General features: G+C 46.0%; 17 protein-coding genes. 11 read left to right on the top strand and 6 right to left on the bottom strand.

The genetic code is table 11. The features are described 5' to 3' along the window. Positions 1-6 precede the first annotated feature (6 nt). The 7 genes from NL645_RS07545 (at position 7) to NL645_RS07515 (ending at position 8,252) form a co-directional block, all read left to right on the top strand. Complete coding sequence (locus NL645_RS07545) at positions 7-1,716, top strand: ABC transporter permease (protein WP_253651506.1); 1,710 nt, start codon at positions 7-9, stop codon at positions 1,714-1,716. Beyond that, complete coding sequence (locus tag NL645_RS07540; protein WP_025515761.1) at positions 1,682-2,329, top strand: ATP-binding cassette domain-containing protein; 648 nt, start codon at positions 1,682-1,684, stop codon at positions 2,327-2,329. Before NL645_RS07545 ends, NL645_RS07540 begins: the two co-directional genes overlap by 35 nt. After that, positions 2,322-2,933 carry a CDP-alcohol phosphatidyltransferase family protein gene (locus NL645_RS07535; protein ID WP_253651505.1) on the top strand — a complete coding sequence of 204 codons (612 nt, stop codon included), beginning with the start codon at positions 2,322-2,324 and terminating at the stop codon, positions 2,931-2,933. The genes NL645_RS07540 and NL645_RS07535 overlap by 8 nt, the downstream gene beginning before the upstream one ends. A 124-nt stretch (positions 2,934-3,057) precedes the next feature. Further along, the gene (locus tag NL645_RS07530) at positions 3,058-3,537 is read left to right on the top strand and encodes a glycine zipper 2TM domain-containing protein (RefSeq protein ID WP_114322470.1); all 480 of its coding nucleotides are present in this window, start codon (positions 3,058-3,060) and stop codon (positions 3,535-3,537) included. 212 nt (positions 3,538-3,749) lie between these two features. Then, complete coding sequence (gene norR / locus NL645_RS07525) at positions 3,750-5,279, top strand: nitric oxide reductase transcriptional regulator NorR (protein WP_253651504.1); 1,530 nt, start codon at positions 3,750-3,752, stop codon at positions 5,277-5,279. A 174-nt stretch (positions 5,280-5,453) separates the two neighbouring features. After that, on the top strand, positions 5,454-7,115 hold the full coding sequence (gene hcp / locus NL645_RS07520) for a hydroxylamine reductase (protein WP_253651503.1): 1,662 nt from the start codon (positions 5,454-5,456) through the stop codon (positions 7,113-7,115). Positions 7,116-7,196: 81 nt separating this feature from the next. After that, positions 7,197-8,252 (top strand): hybrid-cluster NAD(P)-dependent oxidoreductase, encoded by a 1,056-nt coding sequence (locus tag NL645_RS07515; RefSeq protein ID WP_253651502.1) that lies wholly within the window; start codon positions 7,197-7,199, stop codon positions 8,250-8,252. Positions 8,253-8,465: 213 nt separating this feature from the next. On the opposite strand, the gene NL645_RS07510 is transcribed toward NL645_RS07515, so the two are convergent. From NL645_RS07510 to NL645_RS07500, 3 genes are all read right to left on the bottom strand, one after another. After that, positions 8,466-9,407: a class I SAM-dependent methyltransferase gene (locus NL645_RS07510; RefSeq protein ID WP_253651501.1), complete on the bottom strand. Its 942-nt coding sequence runs from the start codon at positions 9,405-9,407 to the stop codon at positions 8,466-8,468. Between the two features lie 31 nt (positions 9,408-9,438). After that, entirely contained in the window at positions 9,439-10,131 is a 693-nt protein-coding gene (locus tag NL645_RS07505; RefSeq protein WP_104974250.1) for a TIGR01621 family pseudouridine synthase, read from the bottom strand. 82 nt (positions 10,132-10,213) lie between these two features. After that, positions 10,214-11,584, bottom strand: coding sequence for a sodium-dependent transporter (locus NL645_RS07500; RefSeq protein WP_043884644.1), 1,371 nt, complete (start codon positions 11,582-11,584; stop codon positions 10,214-10,216). A 430-nt stretch (positions 11,585-12,014) separates the two neighbouring features. Here NL645_RS07500 and cls point away from each other — a divergent pair, with 430 nt between their 5' ends. The 4 genes from cls to NL645_RS07480 all read left to right on the top strand — a co-directional run bounded on the left by cls (position 12,015) and on the right by NL645_RS07480 (position 16,943). Then, on the top strand, positions 12,015-13,469 hold the full coding sequence (gene cls, locus NL645_RS07495) for a cardiolipin synthase (protein ID WP_005393277.1): 1,455 nt from the start codon (positions 12,015-12,017) through the stop codon (positions 13,467-13,469). Between the two features lie 241 nt (positions 13,470-13,710). Further along, positions 13,711-14,919 (top strand): cystathionine beta-lyase, encoded by a 1,209-nt coding sequence (locus NL645_RS07490; protein WP_253651500.1) that lies wholly within the window; start codon positions 13,711-13,713, stop codon positions 14,917-14,919. Between the two features lie 245 nt (positions 14,920-15,164). Next, positions 15,165-16,070, top strand: a complete 906-nt coding sequence (locus NL645_RS07485) for a triacylglycerol lipase (protein WP_031780337.1) — start codon at positions 15,165-15,167, stop codon at positions 16,068-16,070. A 12-nt stretch (positions 16,071-16,082) separates the two neighbouring features. Continuing rightward, positions 16,083-16,943 carry a lipase secretion chaperone gene (locus NL645_RS07480; RefSeq protein ID WP_253651499.1) on the top strand — a complete coding sequence of 287 codons (861 nt, stop codon included), beginning with the start codon at positions 16,083-16,085 and terminating at the stop codon, positions 16,941-16,943. 25 nt (positions 16,944-16,968) lie between these two features. Here NL645_RS07480 and NL645_RS07475 read toward each other — a convergent pair whose 3' ends face one another. The 3 genes from NL645_RS07475 to NL645_RS07465 all read right to left on the bottom strand — a co-directional run bounded on the left by NL645_RS07475 (position 16,969) and on the right by NL645_RS07465 (position 21,812). After that, positions 16,969-17,535: a DNA-3-methyladenine glycosylase I gene (locus tag NL645_RS07475; protein WP_005378109.1), complete on the bottom strand. Its 567-nt coding sequence runs from the start codon at positions 17,533-17,535 to the stop codon at positions 16,969-16,971. 72 nt (positions 17,536-17,607) lie between these two features. Continuing rightward, entirely contained in the window at positions 17,608-20,718 is a 3,111-nt protein-coding gene (gene vmeI, locus NL645_RS07470) for an efflux RND transporter permease subunit VmeI (RefSeq protein ID WP_006742842.1), read from the bottom strand. Next, positions 20,715-21,812 (bottom strand): efflux RND transporter periplasmic adaptor subunit, encoded by a 1,098-nt coding sequence (locus tag NL645_RS07465; RefSeq protein WP_253651498.1) that lies wholly within the window; start codon positions 21,810-21,812, stop codon positions 20,715-20,717. Before NL645_RS07465 ends, vmeI begins: the two co-directional genes overlap by 4 nt.

Here is a 21,812-nt window from a genome sequence, read left to right as displayed (position 1 = left end):
GAGCCCATGTTAAGAGCGCTATATTTAGTTATTATCGCTGTTTGTATTTTACCTACCATTCCGGGACTACTCGGAGTGGTGGTTTCTGCGCTCGGTTATGTACCTCCTATCGGCTTGCACCACTTTTCTTTGGATGGCTTTAACGCTGTTTTTGATTGGGAGGGTGTTTGGACATCCATCGGGCTGACTTTCTACTCTGCCATTTTTAGTAGCTACTTGGCTTGCTTGATCACATTTGCAATTTTGCAAGCATCGTGGGGCAGCAAGTTTTGGCGAAAAATTGAAGTTAGCCTCTCGCCACTTCTCGCTATGCCGCATGTCGCGTTTGCAATTGGCTTTGCGTTCTTGTTTGCACCAACAGGTATGGGCGTTCGTGTTCTCAACCAACTGTTTGGTTACGATCCCAATGCACAAACGGTGAATGACTTAACATTGCTGATTAAAGACCCGCATGCATTCGGTTTGGTCATCATGCTTGCGATTAAAGAAGTGCCGTTTTTATTGTTGATGAGTATTCCAATTCTTCAGCAATTGAAAGTCGATAAGATTGAAAAAGTCAGTCATTCGATGGGCTACAGTTCGGCGCAAGCGTGGTGGAAATGCGTATTCCCACAATGGATAGCAAAACTGCGCTTTCCAATGCTGGCGGTATTGGCTTACAGCTTGTCGGTTGTTGATGTTGCATTGATTATTGGCCCTACCAACCCACCGACGTTTGCGGTTTTGGTATGGCAGTGGTTTAACGATCCTGATTTATCACTTCTACCAAGAGCTGCCGCAGGCGCGGTCGTGTTGTTTGCTATCGCTAGCCTTTTGATTGGATTTGCACGCTTAATGGAATGGTGTATTACCAAAGGCTTCAAACGCTGGCAGTACTCTGGTCGAAACGGGTTTCGTTTACCCGGTAAAACCCTATTTTCACTGATCGCGCTACTCGCACTTCTAATGATTCCACTCATGGTGGTGTGGAGCTTTGCTCAACGCTGGCGCTTTCCAGATTTACTACCGAGCCGCTATAGCCTGCGTTTTTGGGAATACGAATGGCACAGCATTCTTGGCACGCTGGAACAGAGCATGCTGATTGCCGTTATCAGCGCGACCGTCGCTCTAGTCCTTGCCTTGATCGCACACGAGTATCGCCTTCGTTATCGCTGGCAGGTGCCCGGTTACATTATCGCCATCCCAATGCTGATTCCTCAGCTATCGGTGCTATTCGGTATGCAAGTAGTGACACTGTATTTTAACAGTAACGCGTATTTCTTTTGGGTATGCTGGGCGCATGTGTTCTTCGCATTCCCATTTATTTACCTCTCGCTAGACGGTCCATGGCGTAGCTTCGATAACGGCTTAACTCGCGTCGCACTCAGCTTGGGTAAATCACCGATGCAAGCTTGGTTAAAAGTGAAACTGCCAATCCTCCTACCTGCGATTGCATTCGCATGGGCTGTCGGGATTAGCGTAAGTCTGGCGCAATACCTGCCGACATTGGTGCTAGGGGCTGGGCGCATTAGCACCATCACAACCGAAGCCGTTGCACTATCCAGTGGTTTTGACCGACGTGTCACCGCGATTTACGCCATTTGGCAAGCACTCTTGCCGTTCTTGTTCTTCTCTTTTGCGATACTACTAAGCCGCTTACACGTGAAGTATCGCCGCTTGTCTATAAAAGGTTTACTACTGAATGAGTCTTTGTCTCGAAAACCTCGCCATCCGTAAAGCCAATGGCGACACGCTTTTTTCAGCGTTCAACATGACCGTAGAGAAAGGTGAAATTGTTACTCTGATGGGACCAAGCGGCTGTGGTAAATCCACTTTGTTGGATGCCATAGCTGGGCACCTATCCGCTGAGTTCAACTACTCTGGATCCATTACGCTTGATAACGAAAAGTTGGATGCCCTCCCTGCCCATAAGCGTCAGGTCGGTATTCTATTCCAAGACGATTTGCTCTTCCCTCACTTGACGGTGTGGGAGAACCTTGCCTTCGCGCTACCAAACTCAATCAAAGGTGAAGAGCGTAAAGCTCACGCCATGCAAGCACTGAAGAACATTGCATTGACCAAACTTGCCGAATCCTTCCCAGATCAAATCTCCGGAGGACAACGTGCCCGTATTGCTTTGACTCGTATGCTGTTGGCAAAGCCGAAAGTTGCGCTACTCGATGAGCCCTACAGCAAGTTAGATAAAGATCTGCGCGTGCAATTCCGTAGTTGGGTGGTAGAGCAATTGCAGCAAGCGAACATCCCTACTTTGATGGTAACCCACGATGAAGACGATATTCCCAATGGCAGCCGTTGTCTAAACTGGCCGTGGGAGACAAATCATGCTTGATAGCCTAAGTATAAAGCTCATCCGCAAACCGCTGGCACTCAGTGCGACATACCTCGACAAATGTGGTATCACCGCAAATCAAACGACAGTATTTGGCTTTGTGCTTGGCTGTTTTACCCTGCCGGCTTTGATCGCCGAACAATACTTGTTGGCGTTGCTGTTTATTTTGCTGAATAGAATCTGTGATGGATTAGACGGTGCACTGGCGAGGATTCAAGGCATTACTGATGCGGGCGGTTTTCTCGATATCAGCTTAGATTTTCTGTTCTATTCCCTGATTCCTTTTGGTTTTGTGTTAGCAAACCCAGAACAAAATGCCATTGCAGGGGCATTTTTGATTTTTTCCTTTGTCGGAACGGGAAGCAGCTTTTTGGCTTTTGCCATCATGGCAGGGAAACAAGGCATCGATAATCCGGTGTATAAACACAAATCTCTCTACTACATGAGCGGTTTAACCGAAGGCACGGAAACCATCGGCTGTTTTGTGCTGTTTTGCCTGATGCCGCAGCACTTTTCGGTCATTGCTTACATTTTTGGTGCGGCATGTTGGTTTACCACAGTTACGCGAATTTACTCTGGGTTTCATACGCTTAAAGGCCATTAAACCACTTAGAAGTTCACGTTGCCTTGATAGAACAGCCGCTAAGCACCTGTTTTATATAACACTAAAGCATATATTAAATTGGGGTATATACTCTTTGGATGGAGAGAAATCATTCGGAGGCTATATGAAAAAATACGTCAAGCTAGGTATGCTGCTCATCATGTCTTGTATTGTTATGCTTAGCGGCTGTACCTCACCTAACCCGTACGGAGATGCATACGGCTCTTCAGACACGCGCAAAGTTCAGCAGGTTTACTACGGAAAGATAGAGAAAGTTGAACCAGTAACCATTGATGCCTCTACCCAATCCAACGCCATAGGTACAATCGCTGGTGCCGCCGTGGGTGGTATATTAGGCTCAAAAGTCGGGGGCGGCTCTGGCTCGGATATCGCAGCTATTGGTGGTGGTCTGCTGGGTGGTTATGCCGGCAGTAAAGCCGCTGAAGCAACCGCGAAACGAAATGGTGTGAATCTGACTATTCGCTTAGAGGATGGAAAAATAATCTCTGTCGTTCAAGAAGCAAACCCAAACATGATTTTTCAGCCAGGACAAGCCGTTCAAATCAACATGTCTGGCAATGAAGCAAGGGTTGTTCCTCGCTAATTTGAACGCGGTAACTCCTTTCCATTGGTCTGCTGTTTTGTTTCAAAGAGCTTAATCCGCGCAAGCGTACGTTGCTTACTCATCGGCTTGCGCGACTCTATTTGTATCAAGTTTGATCGTCGTCAATGGAACATCAATATCCCACACCTTTCGATGTTCAAATGACATCAAGTTGCTAGCATGAGCCCATTCTAGATAACTTTGGGCTTGTTATGACTCCGACTGTTGACCACGTACTCCTTAATATCGCGCTAAACCTCAGCTCTAATCGCTCTCACGAACAGCAATATCAAAACCTCATTGATGGGGTCGCGCAAGTATTCCCATGTGATGCGAGCTGCCTGTTTATCTTCGATGAGGATGGGTTTCTGACTCCTGTCGCGGTAAAAGGCTTATCCAGCTCGGTCTTAGGTCGTCGCTATTTCCCCAAAGCGCATCCACGCTTAGATGCCATTATTCATAGCCGCGAACCGGTGCGTTTCGATGCCGATTGTTCACTGCCTGATCCTTTTGACGGCACACTATTAACCGAAGACCAGTGCATTGATGTTCACGATTGCATGGGCTTTAGCTTGTATGTAGAAGGCCAACTTGTTGGCGCACTAACTATGGATGCACTAACGGTGGGCGCGTTTGATGACATCGATCCTGTCGCTATCGAAACCTTGGCGGCTTTGACCGCTGCGACATTGCGTAACATTGCCCAATTGAAAGCGCTCAAAGCACAAAACCAAAAGCAGAAAAGCGTCACTCAAACCCTTATCCAGCAAGCCCGTTCTCAACATGGCGAAATGGTAGGCTTGAGCCAGCAGATCAACCAGTTACGAAACAACATTGCAACCGTTGCTCAATCGGATTACGCGGTACTTATCACAGGAGAGACCGGTACTGGTAAAGAACTGGTCGCGCACTCGGTGCACGCGCAATCTCATCGTAGCGATAAGCCTATGATTTACGTCAACTGTGCGGCCCTGCCTGAAGGTCTGGCTGAGAGTGAACTGTTTGGTCATGTCAAAGGCGCATTCACTGGAGCCAATAGCCACCGCGCCGGTAAGTTTGAACTGGCAGACGGCGGAACGATTTTCCTCGATGAAGTGGGCGAACTGCCTTTGATTTTACAGGCAAAATTGCTGCGCGTAATTCAGCAAGGCGAGCTGCAACGTGTGGGTAGCGATCAGCATTTGATGGTCAATGTGCGCACCATCGCCGCGACCAATCGACAATTAGAAAAAGAGGTCGAAGCTGGCACGTTTCGAGCAGACCTTTTCCACCGTTTGAACGTGTTCCCAATCCAAGTCCCCCCACTGCGTGCCCGTGACGGTGATATTCCCGTTTTAGCAGGATACCTGTTAGAAAAAGTACGCCAACAATTTAATGCGCCCAATCTGCACGTTCATCCTAAGGTGTTGACTCAACTGGAGTCTTTACCTTGGTACGGAAACGTGCGCGAGCTCGAACACACTTTAACTCGCGCGGCTTTACACGCCATTCAACAAGGTGCGAGCACGATCATGCTTAACCATTTCGACACCTCATTGGCTCTCGATGATGTAAAAAACACATCGCATTATCTGCCTAAAGAAAGTCAGCCAATGCGAGAGCTAATAGAAAGCTATCAGCGTGATTTAATTGAACATGCTTTGAGCCAAACTGGTGGCGTTTGGGCAAAAGCAGCGGAGTTTTTACAAATGGATCGCGGGAACTTATATCGGATGGGTAAAAAGCTCGGGATCAATAAATAACCAACCACAAGAACCCGATGTAATTAAGACATCAACTGCGTTGTCTTAATTACATCAACCACTCATCTAAAAACGATAAAATTAAATATAAATCAATAAGATAACAACTGGCACGCATTCTGCTCTCTAGTGGTCAACATCACGACTATTAAAACAATCACTGGAGAACCCAATATGTTCTGTATTCAATGTGAACAGACAATTCAAACCCCTGCTGTTAAAGGTTGTTCTTTTGCACAAGGCATGTGTGGCAAAACTTCTGAAGTATCAGACCTACAAGACGTGTTGGTTTACACACTGCAAGGGGTTTCTTTTTGGGCATCAAAAGCACTTGAATTCAATATCATTAACGATGAAATCAACCAATGGGCACCAAAAGCATTTTTCTCTACATTGACGAACGTAAACTTCGACCCTGAACGTGTCCTAGAGCTGACTTCTCAAGCAGCAACTTACAAAGTATTGCTAAAAGAGCAAGTGATGTCTGCAGCCACGCTCGCCGATACCGAAGTTGCTGACATTCCTGCGGTTGCTCACTTTGAGCTGCCAAACAGTGCAGAAGCAATCTTAGCTTTTGCTCCTCAAGTTGCCGTTAACCGTGGTAAAGACCAAGTACATGAAGATGTTATTGGCCTGCGCCTACTTTGCCTATACGGCCTTAAAGGTGCAGCCGCGTACATGGAGCACGCACGTGTTCTTGATCAAACCAACAACGATATCTATGCCGAATACCATGAAATCATGGCGTGGTTGGGCACAGACCCTGAAGATCTCGGCGAACTACTTGATTGCTCAATGCGCGTCGGCCTGATGAACTACAAAGTGATGGAAATGCTCGACCAAGGTGAAACAATGACCTTCGGCCATCCAGAACCAACCACGGTGAACGTCAAGCCAGTAAAAGGTAAATGTATTCTTGTTTCTGGCCATGATTTGCATGACCTAGAAAAAATCCTGCAACAGACTGAAGGCAAAGGCATCAACGTTTACACCAACGGTGAAATGCTGCCTGCACACGGCTACCCTGAGCTGAAGAAATACCCTCATCTTGTCGGTAACTACGGCAGCGCATGGCAAAACCAACAGAAAGAGTTCGCAAACTTCCCTGGCGCAATCGTAATGACGTCAAACTGCTTGTTGAATCCAAATGTAGGTCAATACGCAGACCGTCTATTCACCCGTAGTATTGTTGGCTGGCCTGGTGTGGCTCACATCGAAGGCGATGATTTTAGCCAAGTGATTGAATGTGCTCTAGCGCAAGACGGTTTCCAACACGATGAAATCGAACACCACATCACGGTTGGTTTTGGTCGCAATGCACTGATGAACGCTGCCCCTGCGGTTATCGACCAAGTGAAGCAAGGCAACATCAAACACTTCTTCCTAGTCGGCGGCTGTGACGGCGATAAAGCGGAACGCAGCTACTACACCGATTTTACGGCTGAAGCGCCAGAAGATACGCTCATCCTGACGTTGGCGTGTGGTAAGTTCCGCTTCAACAAGAATACGTTTGGCGATATCAACGGTATCCCTCGCCTATTGGATGTGGGCCAATGTAACGATGCTTACTCTGCAATCCAGCTTGCACTTGCACTGGCGAAAGAGTTTGACTGTGACATCAATGAACTACCACTCACGCTTGTGCTTTCTTGGTTCGAGCAAAAAGCGATCGTTATCTTGCTAACGCTATTTGCATTGGGCGTGAAAGGCATTTACACAGGCCCTACTGCACCGGCATTCCTAACGCCAAACCTAATCGCCATCATCCAAGAGAAGTTCGATATGCGCAGTATTGGCAATGTTCAGGATGATCTAAAAGCCATCCTAGCAGCCTAATAAACCTGCTTGTTACGCGCCTCCTTACGTGGAGGCGCTATCTATTTCGAACTAAAAATAGCCACAACCAAAGAGATTGTTATGTTTTTTGAATGGCAAGGTAACCAACCCGTCACGCTCCGTTGCATCGACAAATACTTCGAAACACACGACACCGTCAGCATCAAATTGGCCGAACTAACCGAATCACTTCTGTTTCAGTTTAAGCCTGGCCAGTTTATTAACTTAGGCGTCGAAATTGATGGAAAAATGGAGTTTCGTGCCTATTCAATCAGCTCTATCAATGAAGACGATCACCTTCAACTCACCATCAAACGAGTATCTGGCGGTAAAGTATCGAACTACATCGTTGACTCGCTGCTGCTCGGTGATACCGTTCAAGCATTACCACCAGCGGGCGAATTTAACTGCATTGACCACCCACCCGTTTTACGTGATGGCGAAACAAGAGCCTTGCTTATCAGTGCAGGTTGCGGTGTCACGCCCGTATTTTCGATGGCAAAACACTGGCTGAGTAAGCAAGATGAAAACGACAACGATGTGGACATCGCATTTCTTCATATCGCACGCAGCCCAGAAGAGACGATTTACTACGATCAGCTAGAAACGTTCGACGCTGTGTATCCCAACTTCCATTTAAAGCTGTTGCTGAAAAACCGCGAAGGAACGTCACACCCACAAGGTCGTTTGAACGCCGACTGGCTTAAAGAGCTTGTTCCTGATTTCAAGCAACGCACCGTTTACCTGTGTGGTCCAAGTCAGTTCATGCAAGATGTTCACGGCTATTTGAATGACCTTGGTTTTGACATGACGAACTTCTACCAAGAGAGTTTTACGCCAGCGACTGGCGCAGAAACATCGGTCTCCGATGAAGTTGTTCGTGTTTCTGTTCCTGACTTTGCTCAAACCATCGATGCGCAAAAAGGTCAGGTACTGTCCGGTGTGCTTGAAGGCGCAGGTTTACCATTAATCGTCGCTTGTCGTAGCGGCATTTGTGGCTCGTGCAAATGCAAGGTTCGTCAAGGCAACGTCTCTTCCACCAGCCTAGAAACACTAACGCCAGAAGAAATTGAACAAGGCTATGTGCTCGCCTGCTCATCAACCATCGAAGCGGATCTTGAAGTGCAGATCGGTTAATGCTGCTGGTATCGATCTTTTATTGTTTCCCGTCATTCCGACGAGCCTAGGCGAGATCAGGAATCTAATATCAGCGTGTTAGGAATAGCTCACTCTGAGAATAGACTCTGAATCACACTCGTGTCTCGCTATTCAGATTGACGGGGTATCGCGGAAATGCCAGCCGTACTCAAACGGCTGGTATTATAGATAGGTACAACTTTCATTTCGTCGTCATTGCTTCTCGCTAAACAACAACACTTTCAATGCAGCTTCGCTGTCTACGTCCATAAACTCTGGCGGGTTATCCAGACGCTCACGGTATGTCAACTCTGGCGCTTCTTCTTTCATGCTTTCAATCAAGAAGTCGCTTGTCACAGATGGCGAGTTCACACATGCCATCACTTGACCGCTGTCTGCCAACAAATCAGGCAATCGACGCAGAATCTTTTTGTAGTCTTTGGTCAGTGCAAAGCTGCCTTTCTGGAATGAAGGTGGGTCAATGATAATCAAGTCATACTGACCAGATTTTTTAATCTTACCCCACGATTTAAAGATATCGTGCCCCATAAAGCTTACCTGGTTGATGTTATGACCATTTAGCTTGTGGTTCTCACGACCTTTAGACAACGACGCTTTCGCCATGTCGACGTTAACCACTTTATCTGCACCACCCGCAATGGCAGCGACAGAAAAGCCACACGTGTAAGCAAACAAGTTAAGCACGTTTTTATGCTTCGCATTTTCCCGTACCCAATCACGACCGTAGCGCATGTCCAAAAACAGACCGAAGTTTTGGTTGCGGCCAATATCCAATTGGTATTTCAAACCACTTTCTTCAACGACAGGGCGAGCGTCTAATTCACCAACAAGCACTTCTGAAGGCGCACCATCGGCATAACGGTGCTGAAGAACCATAGTGCGACCTTGCTTATCTGCCCACAGTTGTGATTGTGCCAACGCATTGAGGCCGCTTTTCAGCTCAGCGAGAAACGCGTCGTCGACTTCTTTAAACAAGTTGATGATCAACTGACCTTGTAACCAGTCACAGGTAATTTGCTCTAGGCCCTCAAAACGGCGGCCACGACCATGAAACAGTCGACGAATTTCATTCGGAGCTTGCGCGAGCTCGGTTTCTAGATGCTGAAAGAACAGCGGAAGTTGTGATGCTTGCATCGAGTTCTCTTATTAGTTTTCTTTGTGACGGTTATTTGATCGTAGGCCAGTTCAGTTCCCAAGGGGAAAGCCAAGTATCCAAACCCTGAGAGACGGTCTCACTGTGCCATTTTTTACCAAGCATTTTGTGTTCTCGTGGGTCGCAAACAAAGCGATATTGCTCATCTCGGTATTGGAAGCAAAGTGAAAATGCATGCAGATAACCGCGATCAGCCTCATTGCCTGCATTGTAAATCGGGTCACCAACAATACCTGAGCCAACCGATTTTAATGCCACGCGGATTTGATGCGTTTTACCAGTGTGTGGCTTACATAAAAATAGGCGCTCTCCTGGCTCTGCCGCAAGAGAGAAAAACTGGGTAACGGCTGGGTTATTTTTGCTGTTGACCAGCTTCCATGATGAACGGCGCGAACGCTCCATATCACCAACGACCAAACCTTGTTTCTTTTTCGGCTTTTTAGAGCCAATCGCCAGATAGAACTTTTCCACTTGGCGGTCAGCGAAGGCTTGCGATAACGCACTGGCCGCTTTGGCGTTGCGTCCGAGGAGCAGAATACCCGATGTCATTTTATCCAAGCGATGGATAAGATAGAGCTGCTCATCACCACTCTGCTTAGCCACTTCTTGCAGCAGCATTGTGTCGCCATCGTCTTTATGAACAGAGACGTTGGGATGCTTATTGATGATCAGAAAATCGGGATGGGTATGTAGAATATCGAACATAAAAAAACTGGCTCCACGTTTGGAGCCAGCAGTATACATAAGTTATCGGACAAAGCTATCGAGGCTTGCCCTAAGGCCTGAGCTAGAGCTTTCTAGAGAAAATACCAGCAAGACCAATGATTGCGATACCCAGCAGCATGATTTCACCTTTACCACTATCAAAGCCAGACTTAATCCCCATGAAGGCAACAATAGCAATCGCAACAGGAATCAGGTATTTAACTAGGTTGTACCACAATCCAAATAGCGGGAAGGATACTTCGCCGTCATTAGTGATCTCTTTTTCTAGCTCAGCACGGCTTAGGCGCCATCCAGCAAAGATACAAACCAACATACCACCAACCGCTAGGAAGATTTTGTCCGTTAGCAAGTCGAAGATATCAAAGGCACCTGTACCAAACAGCGTTGGCCCCATTCCACCTAACGATAGTGACGCAAAAATACATAATGCCGCCATAACTGCACTTGCAGACAGAACCGCGTTAGAGCGCTTCATGCCTTTCTCATCGATTAGGTAAGATACGACAACTTCCAATAGTGATACTGAAGAAGTTAATGCCGCCACCGTCAAGCCGATGAAAAATAGCAACGCGAATAGCAACCCAATCACACCGCCCATTTCAGCAAATAGTTGAGGAACAACAACGAATACAAGACCAGGGCCTGCCGCAGGCTCCATGCCAAAGGCAAACATAGCTGGGAACATAGCAACACCAGCAAGAATCGCTACACCTGTATCCATCGCAGTAACCATACCGGTTGTTTGAACTAGGTTCTCTTTCTTCTTCAGGTAAGAACCGTACGTCATCATACAGCCCATACCTAAGCTAAGTGAGAAGAACGCCTGCCCTAGTGCAGCAAGAACCACATTGCTATCGACTTTAGAAAAGTCCGGCATGAATAAGAACTCAAGGCCAGCCATTGCACCTGGCAGCATCAAGCCTTTAACAGAAACAACGATTAGGATTAAGAACAAAAGCGGCATCAGAACCTTACCGGCTTTCTCAATACCACCCGAAATCCCTTTCATCACAATCATGACGTTAAGGAACAGGTAAACACCCATCCACATTAAAGGTTGAATCGGATCTGAGATGAAACCGCCAAAGCTGTCGCCAATTGCTTCTGGCGCGCTGAGTAGACCACCGCCCACTTTAAAGATGTAGGCCAATGCCCAACCACCAACCACTGGGTAGAAGCCCATGATCAAAAGACCACTGAAGACTCCCATAACGCCAGTGAACGTCCAGCGTCGGTCAGTTGTTTTGAATGCACCTACGGCAGAAAGACCTGTCTTACGACCAATAGCGAACTCTGTCAGCATCACGCTAAAGCCGATAAAAATAACAAAGATAAGGTAGATAGCAACGAATGCACCGCCGCCACTCTCACCCGCTGTGTAAGGGAATTTCCATATATTGCCTAAACCGACAGCGGACCCCGCTGCTGCCATTACGAAGCCTAGTTTAGACCTCCACGTATCACGTGGTGCTGCTGTATTAGTTGTAGCCACGCTTTTTCTCCAAAATTAGTTTGTTGTGTATGCATAGAGATAGGCGTCTAAAAAGTTTATGTAAAAATTATTGTACACTTATAAAATAAGCGTTCGACGCACTATGTCTAGAAAGTAAAGCAGCTCCCCTTTAAAATTGGAACCCCAAAAAAGTACATTTATCGCACAAGTGTCGAGTTACGCAGGTTAAATGCTGCTTTTTTGTTCAAAAGTTAAAGAATGACCTTATTTTTCACATTAAAATAACAGAATCAGCTGTTATGAAATTTGTTCCTCATATAAGGTCAATCCCACGTCTAAATGGGAAATCTATTCCCCCAACCCACTTTTATGCTTAATATCCTAGAAGGGCATATTACTCTGAGCGTATATGGACAAGTTTTATCACTTTCTTACTTTAGCTGGCATCGGGCTATATTGGTTACTGGTCGCAGGTGTGACCATTCGTGTCGTTTTAAAGCGCCGTGCAGTGAGCGTGTCTTTAGCTTGGCTAATGATCATTTATATCCTTCCCGTTCTGGGTGTCGCGTGTTATTTCCTCTTCGGTGAACTGAACTTAGGCAGAAAACGGGCCGAACGCGCAAAAGAGATGTTTACACCATTCGAGAAGTGGTTCAGTCAGTTGAACGACTGTAACGCGCACAACCCAGAAACGATGGGAAGGCACATCTACCGAATTGATGAACTTTGTAACAACCGCCTTGGTCTTCCCGCATTGAGCGGTAATACATTGTCGCTGCAACAGTCACCTAATGAGATTTTGCATTCCATTATTGAAGACATCGAAAACGCGCAGAGCAGTATTCGAATGGTATTCTACATTTGGCATCCAGGTGGTTTGGCTGACTCTGTCGCTTCTGCACTTATCCAAGCGGCTAAACGCGGCGTAGATGTCAAACTATTGCTCGATTCAGCAGGTAGTCCACGTTTTTTCAGAAGTCCTTGGTATCGAATGATGCAGGATGCTGGAATTGAAGTTATTCAAGCGCTAGAAGTGAAGATGTGGCGTATTTTCTTACGTCGTCTTGATCTTCGCCAACATCGCAAGATCATCGTAATTGATGATGAAATTGCTTATACAGGTTCAATGAACTTGGTTGACCCGGCTTACTTCAAACAAAACAGTGGCGTCGGGCATTGGGTGGACATCATGGTTCGCATTACGGGACCAACGGTAAACGTATTGAGTGCTATCCACTGTTGGGATTGGGAAGTCGAAACTGGCGAACGTCATTTACCGAGACTACCTGAATGCAAGATCGATGAGAGTGAATTCCAACACCCTATTCAGGTTGTGCCTTCTGGCCCTGGTATGCCGGAATATCTGATCTATCAAGTATTAACATTGGCAATCAACCAAGCCAATCGCTCGGTACGAATTACAACGCCATATTTCGTGCCCAATGCAGACTTACTTGAAACGTTAAAGATGACAGCACAACGAGGCATTGATGTTGAACTCATTATTCCACATAAAAATGACTCGATGATGGTGCAATGGGCATCACGCGCTTTTTATAGTGAGCTTTTGTGTGCAGGAGTCAAAATCTATGAGTTTTATGGTGGTTTGCTGCATACGAAATCCGTCGTAATTGACGACCAATTCTGTTTAGTTGGCACCGTAAACATGGATATGCGCAGCTTGTGGCTAAACTTCGAAGTTACCCTCGCCGTTGATGACGAAGAGTTCACCAAGCAAATGTCTTGGTTACAAGATAGCTATATTAAGCAATCTCACACTGTTGTATTGGAAGAATGGGAGAAAAGGAGCCTATTTTCTCGGTTCTTAGAGCGAGTGTTCTATCTCTTCAATCCACTCCTCTAATACCTCAAATACACCCACTAAAAAAACCTCCAGTGCTTCAAACATCTTGCTGGAGGTTTGTTCTACTTACGTTTTTCACCTTAGCGATACGTTCTAAGCCTGCAACTCAACCTTTCAGCTTTGACGCCTTCACTCGATAATCTCGGCTATTATTGGGTGATAGTTGACTTTTCCCTTGCAAACGTTATGTCGTCCATGTTTTAAATAATCAAAATCGTAATATTTAAGACAGGGAACTTTTATGTCAGAGGGCAAAAAAACCAAGCTCATTACCGCTGGCCGCGATAAAAAGTGGACAAACGGTGTTGTAAACCCACCCGTTCAACGCGCTTCAACCGTGGTATTCAACACGGTTGCAGAGAAGAACCAAGCCACCATGAACCGTACCAATAAAACATTATTTTATGGTCGCCGTGGCACTAACACGCACTTCGCTTTTCAAGATGCAATGGTTGAGATTGAAGGTGGAGCAGGTTGTGCTCTCTACCCTTGTGGGACGGCAGCAATTTCAAATGCGATTCTCTCTTTCGTCGAAACTGGCGATCACATTCTAATGGTGGACACTTGTTACGAACCAACTCGTGATTTTTGTAATACCATCATGAAGAAAATGGGCATCGAAACTACCTATTATGATCCGATGATCGGCGAAGGTATTCGTGATTTGATTAAACCAAATACCAAAGTCCTTTTCCTAGAATCTCCGGGGTCAGTCACAATGGAGGTGCAGGATGTACCAACATTGGCGCGCATTGCTCACGAGCACGATATTATTGTGATGCTTGATAACACATGGGGAGCTGGCGTGAACTTCTCACCATTTGAACATGGTGTCGATATTTCCATTCAAGCCGCCACCAAATACATAGTTGGTCACTCTGATGTAATGTTAGGTACAGCCGTAGCTTCCGAAAAATACTGGCCCCAACTGCGTGAACAAAGCTACTTGATGGGTCAGTGCGTTTCTCCTGACGACGCATACCTAGGCCTTCGTGGTATTCGCACGCTGGATGTTCGCCTAAGACAACACGCAGAAAGTAGCTTGAAAGTCGCCAAGTGGCTAGCTTCTCGTCCGGAAGTTGATCATGTCCGCCACCCAGCATTGGAATCGTGCCCTGGCCATGAGTTTTTCAAACGTGACTTCACTGGTGGAAACGGCTTGTTTTCATTTGTTCTCAAAACGTCTTATCCAAAAGCGACGACGGCTCTGCTTGACGGTATGAAACACTTCAGTATGGGTTATTCTTGGGGCGGGTATGAAAGCCTCATTCTAGCTAACGAACCAAAGAGCTTTAACAGCTTGAGAACCGTAGCGCACCCACACTTTGAGGGCACTTTAGTTCGTATTCATATTGGCTTAGAAGACGTGGATGACTTGCTCGCCGATCTAGAGGCTGGTTTTGCACGCTATAACGCGTTAATTTTAGAAAAAGAAGTCTCTCTAAAATAGTAATTGAATCGCCCTGCTTCGCGGGGCGTTTTTATAACTCGCTGACTTAATTAGAATTACCTAACATTCCCACCACCTATTCGTTAATGTTAATCATTTGTGTTGTTTTTCAATTGAGCAGTCACAGAATGAAATAATGTGCCACAAATAGGCTTTCCAAATTTAGAGTTTCTCTCCTACTTTTTATCATTCATAAGAGGTCATACCACAAGGAGATAGTTTTGAAACTCAAATTCATAGCGCTAATGCTTTTTACCTTAATTACCGTCCCAATAACCACCGTACACGCCGCAACGGGTTATACCCAAACCAAGTATCCAATTGTTCTGGTTCATGGATTATTTGGTTTTGATACCCTCGCAGGCGTAGATTACTTTTTCGGAATACCACATTCCTTAACGAAAGACGGCGCTAAAGTTTATGTCGCGCAGGTATCCGCGACCAACAGCAGCGAAGTTCGAGGGGAGCAACTGCTTGCTCAAGTAGAAACCTTACTTGCTGCAACAGGCGCAGAGAAAGTCAATCTCATTGGTCACAGTCATGGTGGTCCCACAACGCGCTATGTTGCCTCTGTCCGTCCTGACCTAGTCGCATCAGTTACGAGTATCGGTGGCGTTAATAAAGGGTCTAAAGTGGCAGATTTAGTTCGTGGCACCGTATCTGAGGGTTCTGGTAGTGAGCAGCTCGCGGTAAAACTGGCGCAAGGCTTAACCACTCTTATTAATCTTCTATCAGGCGGTTCTGATCTCGACCAAGACCCTTTAGCCTCATTAGCAGCCTTGACCACGGAAGGCTCATTGGCGTTTAACCAGCACTACCCAGAGGGAGTGCCTACTAGCGAATGTGGTAATGGCGACTTGCTAGCTTCAAATGGCGTTTATTACTACTCATGGACCGGATCATCCACTTTTACAAACGTTTTCGATCCGACCGACGCTGCCATGATGGTACTTGGCTTAGCCTTTGATGGGCCAAATGATGGCTTAGTTGGTGCGTGCAGCACACATTTGGGCAAAGTCATACGTGATGATTATCAAATGAACCATTTGGATGAAATTAACGGCCTACTCGGTATTCATCATCTTTTTGAAACCGATCCAGTCACGCTTTATCGCCAACATGCAAATCGTCTCAAACTTCAAGGTTTATAAGAGGTCATCACAATGAAGAAAGTCGCTCTCACCACTTTTATCCTGCTCTCGATATTTGGCGTGGGAGCGTTTTCTCTATTGCAAAGCGACAAACAACAAGAGATAACCTCTAGCCATTCGCAATCTCAGCAAGACATAGCCGCCGATGTTTCTTCCCCAAAAGACTTCTTCGAATATTCTCTTAGCCGGCTGGGCGAAGAAGATCTCGATACGATCAAAGCGGAAGTCAATGATGACACTTTAGTAAAACAAACACTGAATATTGATGCCAAACTCTTCCAGACCTACCTTTCCTACAAGCAAGCGCTCTCTGCATTAGAGCCTTTTGACCACAACCAACTAACGATTGAACAGCTAACCATGCTGAATGAAGCGATACTGAATTTACAACTTCAATACTTTAGCGAGGTCCAGATAGCTCAATTGTTTGACGAAGAAAACCGACTTCGCCAACTTGCATTGGAAAAACTGACGATTAAAACACAGGCATCGGATATCGAGAGTCAAACACACCTTCTCAATCAAGCGTTATCAGAACAACCAGATTACATCCGAGAAAGTGAACGCAATAACGCATTAGCAGAGCAGCTCGAGCAAGCTTCTCAGCTTGATTCACAAGATAAGTACATCGCCCGTGTTGCTCTGGTAGGAGATGCCGGAGCGCAGAGGCTGCAAAAGCTTGATGAGCAAAGAGCATCATTTGAGACTCAACTCGCCACTTACTTAAAACAGCGTCAAGATATTCTGAATAGAGATTTTCTAGGGCAAGACGAAAAACAGGCAGAAATCATTGCTTTAAGAAAGCAAAGCTTCGATGCCACTCAATGGCGTCGAATCGAAGCTTTGGAACGTATTCATGATAGCCAGAACTAACAACATAAACTTAATAAGCCAAACGTTACTTATTCTGCTTTTTAGGACATCCAACGATATGGTCATCCACCATGCCGACGGCTTGCATGAAAGCATAACAGATGGTTTCACCGACAAACTTGAAGCCTTTCTTTTTAAGGAATTTACTCATGGCTTTGGATTGCTCTGTCGAAGCTGGTACGTCACTCATATGCTGCCATTGATTGACGATTGGTTCGCCGTCCACGAACTGCCACAACGCGTCTGATAAACTCCCGTATTCAGCAATTAACGCTTTGGCCGCTTTGGCATTACTGAAAACCGAGTTAATCTTTCCGCGATGCCTTACAACATCGAAGTTTTCCACGATGTATTCAGCGCGTTCTTCATTTCTTTGTTCCAACGCATCTAGGTCGTAGTTCTCGAACGCTTCTCTATATCCTTCGCGCTTTTTAAGAATGGTGATCCAACTAAGCCCAGCTTGTGCACCTTCCAACGTAATAAATTCAAACAGGACTTGGTCGTCATATACTGGCACGCCCCATTCGGAATCATGATATTCGCGCTCTAATGGGTGATTCATCGCCCACGCACACGTTTTTTGTTCTGTCATTATTCTTCCTTAAAAAGCGCCTCTAACTGATGAGCTAGAGGCGCGATACTTTTCATCGTTATATCAGTAGCACTAAGCCTGTTTCGGTACTGCCACTTTATGAAACAAACGATACAACACTGGCACGACAATCAGTGTCAGGACTGTCGCAAAGCCCAAACCAAACATAATCGTAACCGCCATTGGTTTGAAGAAAATATCTGGTAATAGTGGGATCATACCAAGGATCGTCGTGATTGCAGCCATACACACAGGACGAACACGGCTTACCGCAGCATCAACGACCGCATCATAAGCCTCTTTACCCGATTTCATTTCTATTTCAATTTGGTCCAGTAATACGATACCATTTTTGAGCACCATTCCCGATAAGCTTAAGAAGCCGAGCAATGCCATAAAACCAAACGGCGTGTTGAGTGCCAACAAACCGGTGGTGACACCAATTAACGCCAGCGGCACGGTAAGCCAAACAATGAGTGGCTCTTTGATAGAGTTAAATAGGAATACGGTGATCAAGAACATGAACAAGTACCCCATTGGCATGGTAGTAAACAGCGACTCTTGAGCATCACCTGAAGATTCGTACTCACCACCCCATTCTAGTGAATAGCCAGGAGGCATTTGAATCGCTTCGATTTGGGGCTGTAAACGTTTTTGCAACGTCGATGCGGTTTCTTCACCTAGAATATCAGGGTCTGCCATCACAGTGAGCATGCGCTTACGGTTCTTACGCACGATGATAGGATCCTCCCAGCGCATGTCGTAACCCATTGTAACTTGTTGAAGTGGGATAAACTCACTCTGTGCTGGACTCCATATTTTCATGCCTTCGATGTTACGAATATCAATGCGTTCATCTTCAGGTAAGCGAGCCACGATAGGCATGAGCGTCGTGCCGTCTCGGTATAAACCTATCGTCATTCCAGAGAATGACATGGACAAGAAGTCATCGACGTCCGATTTGGTAATGCCATAGCGACGTGCCTGACTCTCGTTAAACTGAGGTTCAAGAACTTGGGTTCGTTCACGCCAATCATGCCTGATATTTGTTGCCTGAGGATCGGCGTACATGATGTCCTTGACCTGAGCGGCTATCGTACGAAGGACGGTTGGATCTGAGCCAATAATGCGCGCTTCAATTTTTGCACCACCACCAGGGCCTAACTCAATCTGTTTGAGCTTGTAATTGATTTCTGGGTAGTTGGCTTTTAAATACTCTCGAAACTTCGCCATTAATGGTTTTAACGCTTCGTAATTTTCCATACGAGTGGTTATCTCACCATAAGCCGCATAACTTTTCTCTGGCGCGTACGTTAACATGAAGCGCTGTAAGCCTTTACCCGCGGTCGTCGTGATATGGTCAACATGCTCTTGCTTAGCTAACCAACTTTCTAACTCTTTAAGCGTTGTGTTGGTTGCGCGAATATCAGTTCCTTCCGGCATCCATACATCTAACTGAAAAATAGGCGTTGTCGACGATGGGAAAAACGCTTGCTTCACAAAGGTGAACCCATAAACACTTGCCGCTAATCCCGCAATCAGCACCACAACGGTAAACCAAGCACGGCGCATACAGAACTGGAGAAACTTTTTATAAATAACGAAAATAACCCCGTTATATGGATCATTTTCTTCCCCTTCACCTTGTTTAATCTTCTGGCCTTTAAAGAAGATGTCAGCAAAGAACGGTGTCAACGAGATAGCGGTAAACCAACTCAACATCAATGAGATCAGCAGAACCGTAAACAAAGTGCCACAGTATTCACCCGTCGAGTCTTCAGACAGTCCAATGGGCGCAAATGCAGTTACCGCGATCACAGTTGCCCCAAGTAATGGCCACTTGGTTTGGGTAACAATGTCAGTCGCTGCTTGGAGTCGAGTTCGTCCTTTTTGAGTACCAATCAAAATCCCTTCAACCACGACGATTGCATTGTCCACCAACATACCTAACGCGATAACCAAGGCACCTAATGAAATCCGCTGCAAATCTATCGCGAGATACTTCATGAAAATGAACGTACCCAACACCGTCAGCAGTAAAATTAAACCGATAAGCAGACCTGAACGTAGCCCCATAAAGAACAGAAGTACGATAATGACGATACCGACAGCTTGAGCCAAGCTGACAACAAAACCGCTAACCGATTTATCCACCTCTTTAGGCTGACTGTAAATTTCCGAGATTTCGATACCAACAGGTTGTTGGTACTTTAGCTCTGCAAGGCGATGATCAAACGCTTTTCCGACTTCAACGACGTTGACGCCTTCAGCAAAAGAAACGCCGACGTTTAGTGCAAGACTTCCGTTAAAATTAATAATATTACTCGGTACTTCTACATACCCGCGTTTTATTTCCGCCACATCTTTCAAGAAAATGAGCCCCTGAGCACCCGACTCAGTAATCAACAAATCGCCTAGCTCATCCACACTCTGGAATTCGCCAGTCGGCTGAATTCTGATGTACTCGTCACCAATTCTGATCGCCCCTGCGTCAGAAACCACGTTTTGCGTCGAGAGAAGATTAAAGACCGTATCGGGGGAAAGTCCTATACTGCTCAGCTTTTTCATCGATACTTCGATGAAAACTTGCTCTTGCTGTTGCCCGGATACCGAAACTTTACTCACGCCATCAACCAGTTCGAGCTCTCGGCGTAAGTAATCGACGTAATCCAGTAGCTCTTTGTAGCTATAACCGTCGCCAGTCACCGCTAACAAAATCCCGTAAACATCACCAAAATCATCGATCACTTGAGGTTCATTCACACCCGGAGGCAACGTCCCTTTAAGGTCATTCACTTTACGGCGTAACTCATCCCAGATTTGTGGCAGATCATCAGGGCCATAATTGTTCTTCATCGTGACCGTGATTTGCGATAATCCTCGGCTAGAAATCGAATTCACTTCATCAACATAAGTAAGCTGCTGAATCGCTTTTTCGATCGGATAAGTCACTTCTTCTTCGACTTGTTGCGGCGTCGCACCAGGATAAGAGGTCACCACCATGGCATCTTTGATGGTAAAAGCAGGGTCTTCAAGACGCCCTAACCCAAAGAATGCAGCGATACCACCAATCAAAAAGATCAGTGCGACCATCCAACTGATGACACGATTTCGGATGAAGTACGCAGCAATACCGGTCACATCATCATCACTTTGAGGCACTGATTTATTAAGATCGCTCATAGACCGGCCTCCTGCGTAGCCATTTCCTGTATCACTTCCACTTTCATGCCATCCCTTAACCGAGAAACACCGGCAATCACAACTTTGTCTTTGAGCATGAGACCATCAAGGATTTGAATGGACGTTTTAGATGCTTTACCTGCTCGCACCTGTCTGCGCGATACCGTGTTGCCATCATTCAGTACCCAAACAAATTTGTTTTCCCGCCCCAGCTCGTCACCGTCCGCATTGAAAATGGCTTCAATAGGAACATTAATTCCTAAATTGAGATCCAAGCCAACGTTCTTATCTTTGGAGGTCACCTCAACTGCCATCCCATCTAGGATGTATTCATCTTCCGGCATAGGAAGCGATAATGTGACGGTAAACGTGCCTGTTGTTGGGTCTGGCTCAGTCGTAAATTCTTTCACGGTCGCGTTGTACTCGTTACCACTAGGCACGCGCACCAATGCTTTTATCGCGGTAAGTCTTTCTTCCGTTGGCGGTTGGTTCACATAGAGCCTGTCTGGAAGTTGAATAAGCACCTCTACTCGCTCCAAACTATGAATATTGACGATATGCTGTCCGACTTGGACATTTTCGAATTGCTCGATATTAACTCGAGAAATGATCCCATCCACAGGCGCCTTTAAGGCAGTAAATGATAAACGGAGTTTCGCTAACTTAAGCTCAGCCAGAGCGATTTGTCGTTGTGCTGCAATTTCATCAAACTGAGACTTAGCTAATAGGCCTTTATCAACCAAAGGACGTGAACGGCGATACTGACTGTCAACAACAGAAAAACGCGCACTCGCATTATCTACATCCAACTCATAGTCCGTAGGGTCCAACGTTGCGATAACATCACCCTTCGTGACTTTATCGCCCTCTTTTACCATGATGCGGCTGACTTCTCCTGCCACTCTGAAACTCAAATGAGAGCGATCCGCTGCATTCGCAACCGCAGGGAAATATAAGTTGTCATCCACCCGATTTCCCGCTAGTGAGGTAACTCTTACACGCGGTGTCTCAAGAGCTTTTTCTGGTGCCTTATCGCCACAACCAACAAGAAGAAACGTTGAAAATAATGCCGCTAGAGAGATGATTCCTTTCAT

This window comes from Vibrio sp. Y51_MX_L26, from assembly GCF_024181935.1.
Classification (GTDB): domain Bacteria; phylum Pseudomonadota; class Gammaproteobacteria; order Enterobacterales; family Vibrionaceae; genus Vibrio; species Vibrio diabolicus.
This window is presented reverse-complemented; position numbering and strand designations above follow the sequence as displayed.

Excerpts from the sequence above, each read along its gene's own strand:
- NL645_RS07485 (WP_031780337.1), top strand. The coding sequence starts at position 15,165 with ATGCTTTTTACCTTAATTACCGTCCCAATAACCACCGTACACGCCGCA.
- cls (WP_005393277.1), top strand. The coding sequence starts at position 12,015 with ATGGACAAGTTTTATCACTTTCTTACTTTAGCTGGCATCGGGCTATAT.
- vmeI (WP_006742842.1), bottom strand. The coding sequence starts at position 20,718 with ATGAGCGATCTTAATAAATCAGTGCCTCAAAGTGATGATGATGTGACC.
- NL645_RS07545 (WP_253651506.1), top strand. The coding sequence starts at position 7 with ATGTTAAGAGCGCTATATTTAGTTATTATCGCTGTTTGTATTTTACCT.
- NL645_RS07510 (WP_253651501.1), bottom strand. The coding sequence starts at position 9,407 with ATGCAAGCATCACAACTTCCGCTGTTCTTTCAGCATCTAGAAACCGAG.
- norR (WP_253651504.1), top strand. The coding sequence starts at position 3,750 with ATGACTCCGACTGTTGACCACGTACTCCTTAATATCGCGCTAAACCTC.
- NL645_RS07490 (WP_253651500.1), top strand. The coding sequence starts at position 13,711 with ATGTCAGAGGGCAAAAAAACCAAGCTCATTACCGCTGGCCGCGATAAA.
- NL645_RS07480 (WP_253651499.1), top strand. The coding sequence starts at position 16,083 with ATGAAGAAAGTCGCTCTCACCACTTTTATCCTGCTCTCGATATTTGGC.
- NL645_RS07465 (WP_253651498.1), bottom strand. The coding sequence starts at position 21,812 with ATGAAAGGAATCATCTCTCTAGCGGCATTATTTTCAACGTTTCTTCTT.
- NL645_RS07535 (WP_253651505.1), top strand. The coding sequence starts at position 2,322 with ATGCTTGATAGCCTAAGTATAAAGCTCATCCGCAAACCGCTGGCACTC.
- NL645_RS07500 (WP_043884644.1), bottom strand. The coding sequence starts at position 11,584 with ATGGCAGCAGCGGGGTCCGCTGTCGGTTTAGGCAATATATGGAAATTC.
- NL645_RS07530 (WP_114322470.1), top strand. The coding sequence starts at position 3,058 with ATGAAAAAATACGTCAAGCTAGGTATGCTGCTCATCATGTCTTGTATT.
- NL645_RS07515 (WP_253651502.1), top strand. The coding sequence starts at position 7,197 with ATGTTTTTTGAATGGCAAGGTAACCAACCCGTCACGCTCCGTTGCATC.
- NL645_RS07505 (WP_104974250.1), bottom strand. The coding sequence starts at position 10,131 with ATGTTCGATATTCTACATACCCATCCCGATTTTCTGATCATCAATAAG.
- NL645_RS07475 (WP_005378109.1), bottom strand. The coding sequence starts at position 17,535 with ATGACAGAACAAAAAACGTGTGCGTGGGCGATGAATCACCCATTAGAG.
- hcp (WP_253651503.1), top strand. The coding sequence starts at position 5,454 with ATGTTCTGTATTCAATGTGAACAGACAATTCAAACCCCTGCTGTTAAA.
- NL645_RS07540 (WP_025515761.1), top strand. The coding sequence starts at position 1,682 with ATGAGTCTTTGTCTCGAAAACCTCGCCATCCGTAAAGCCAATGGCGAC.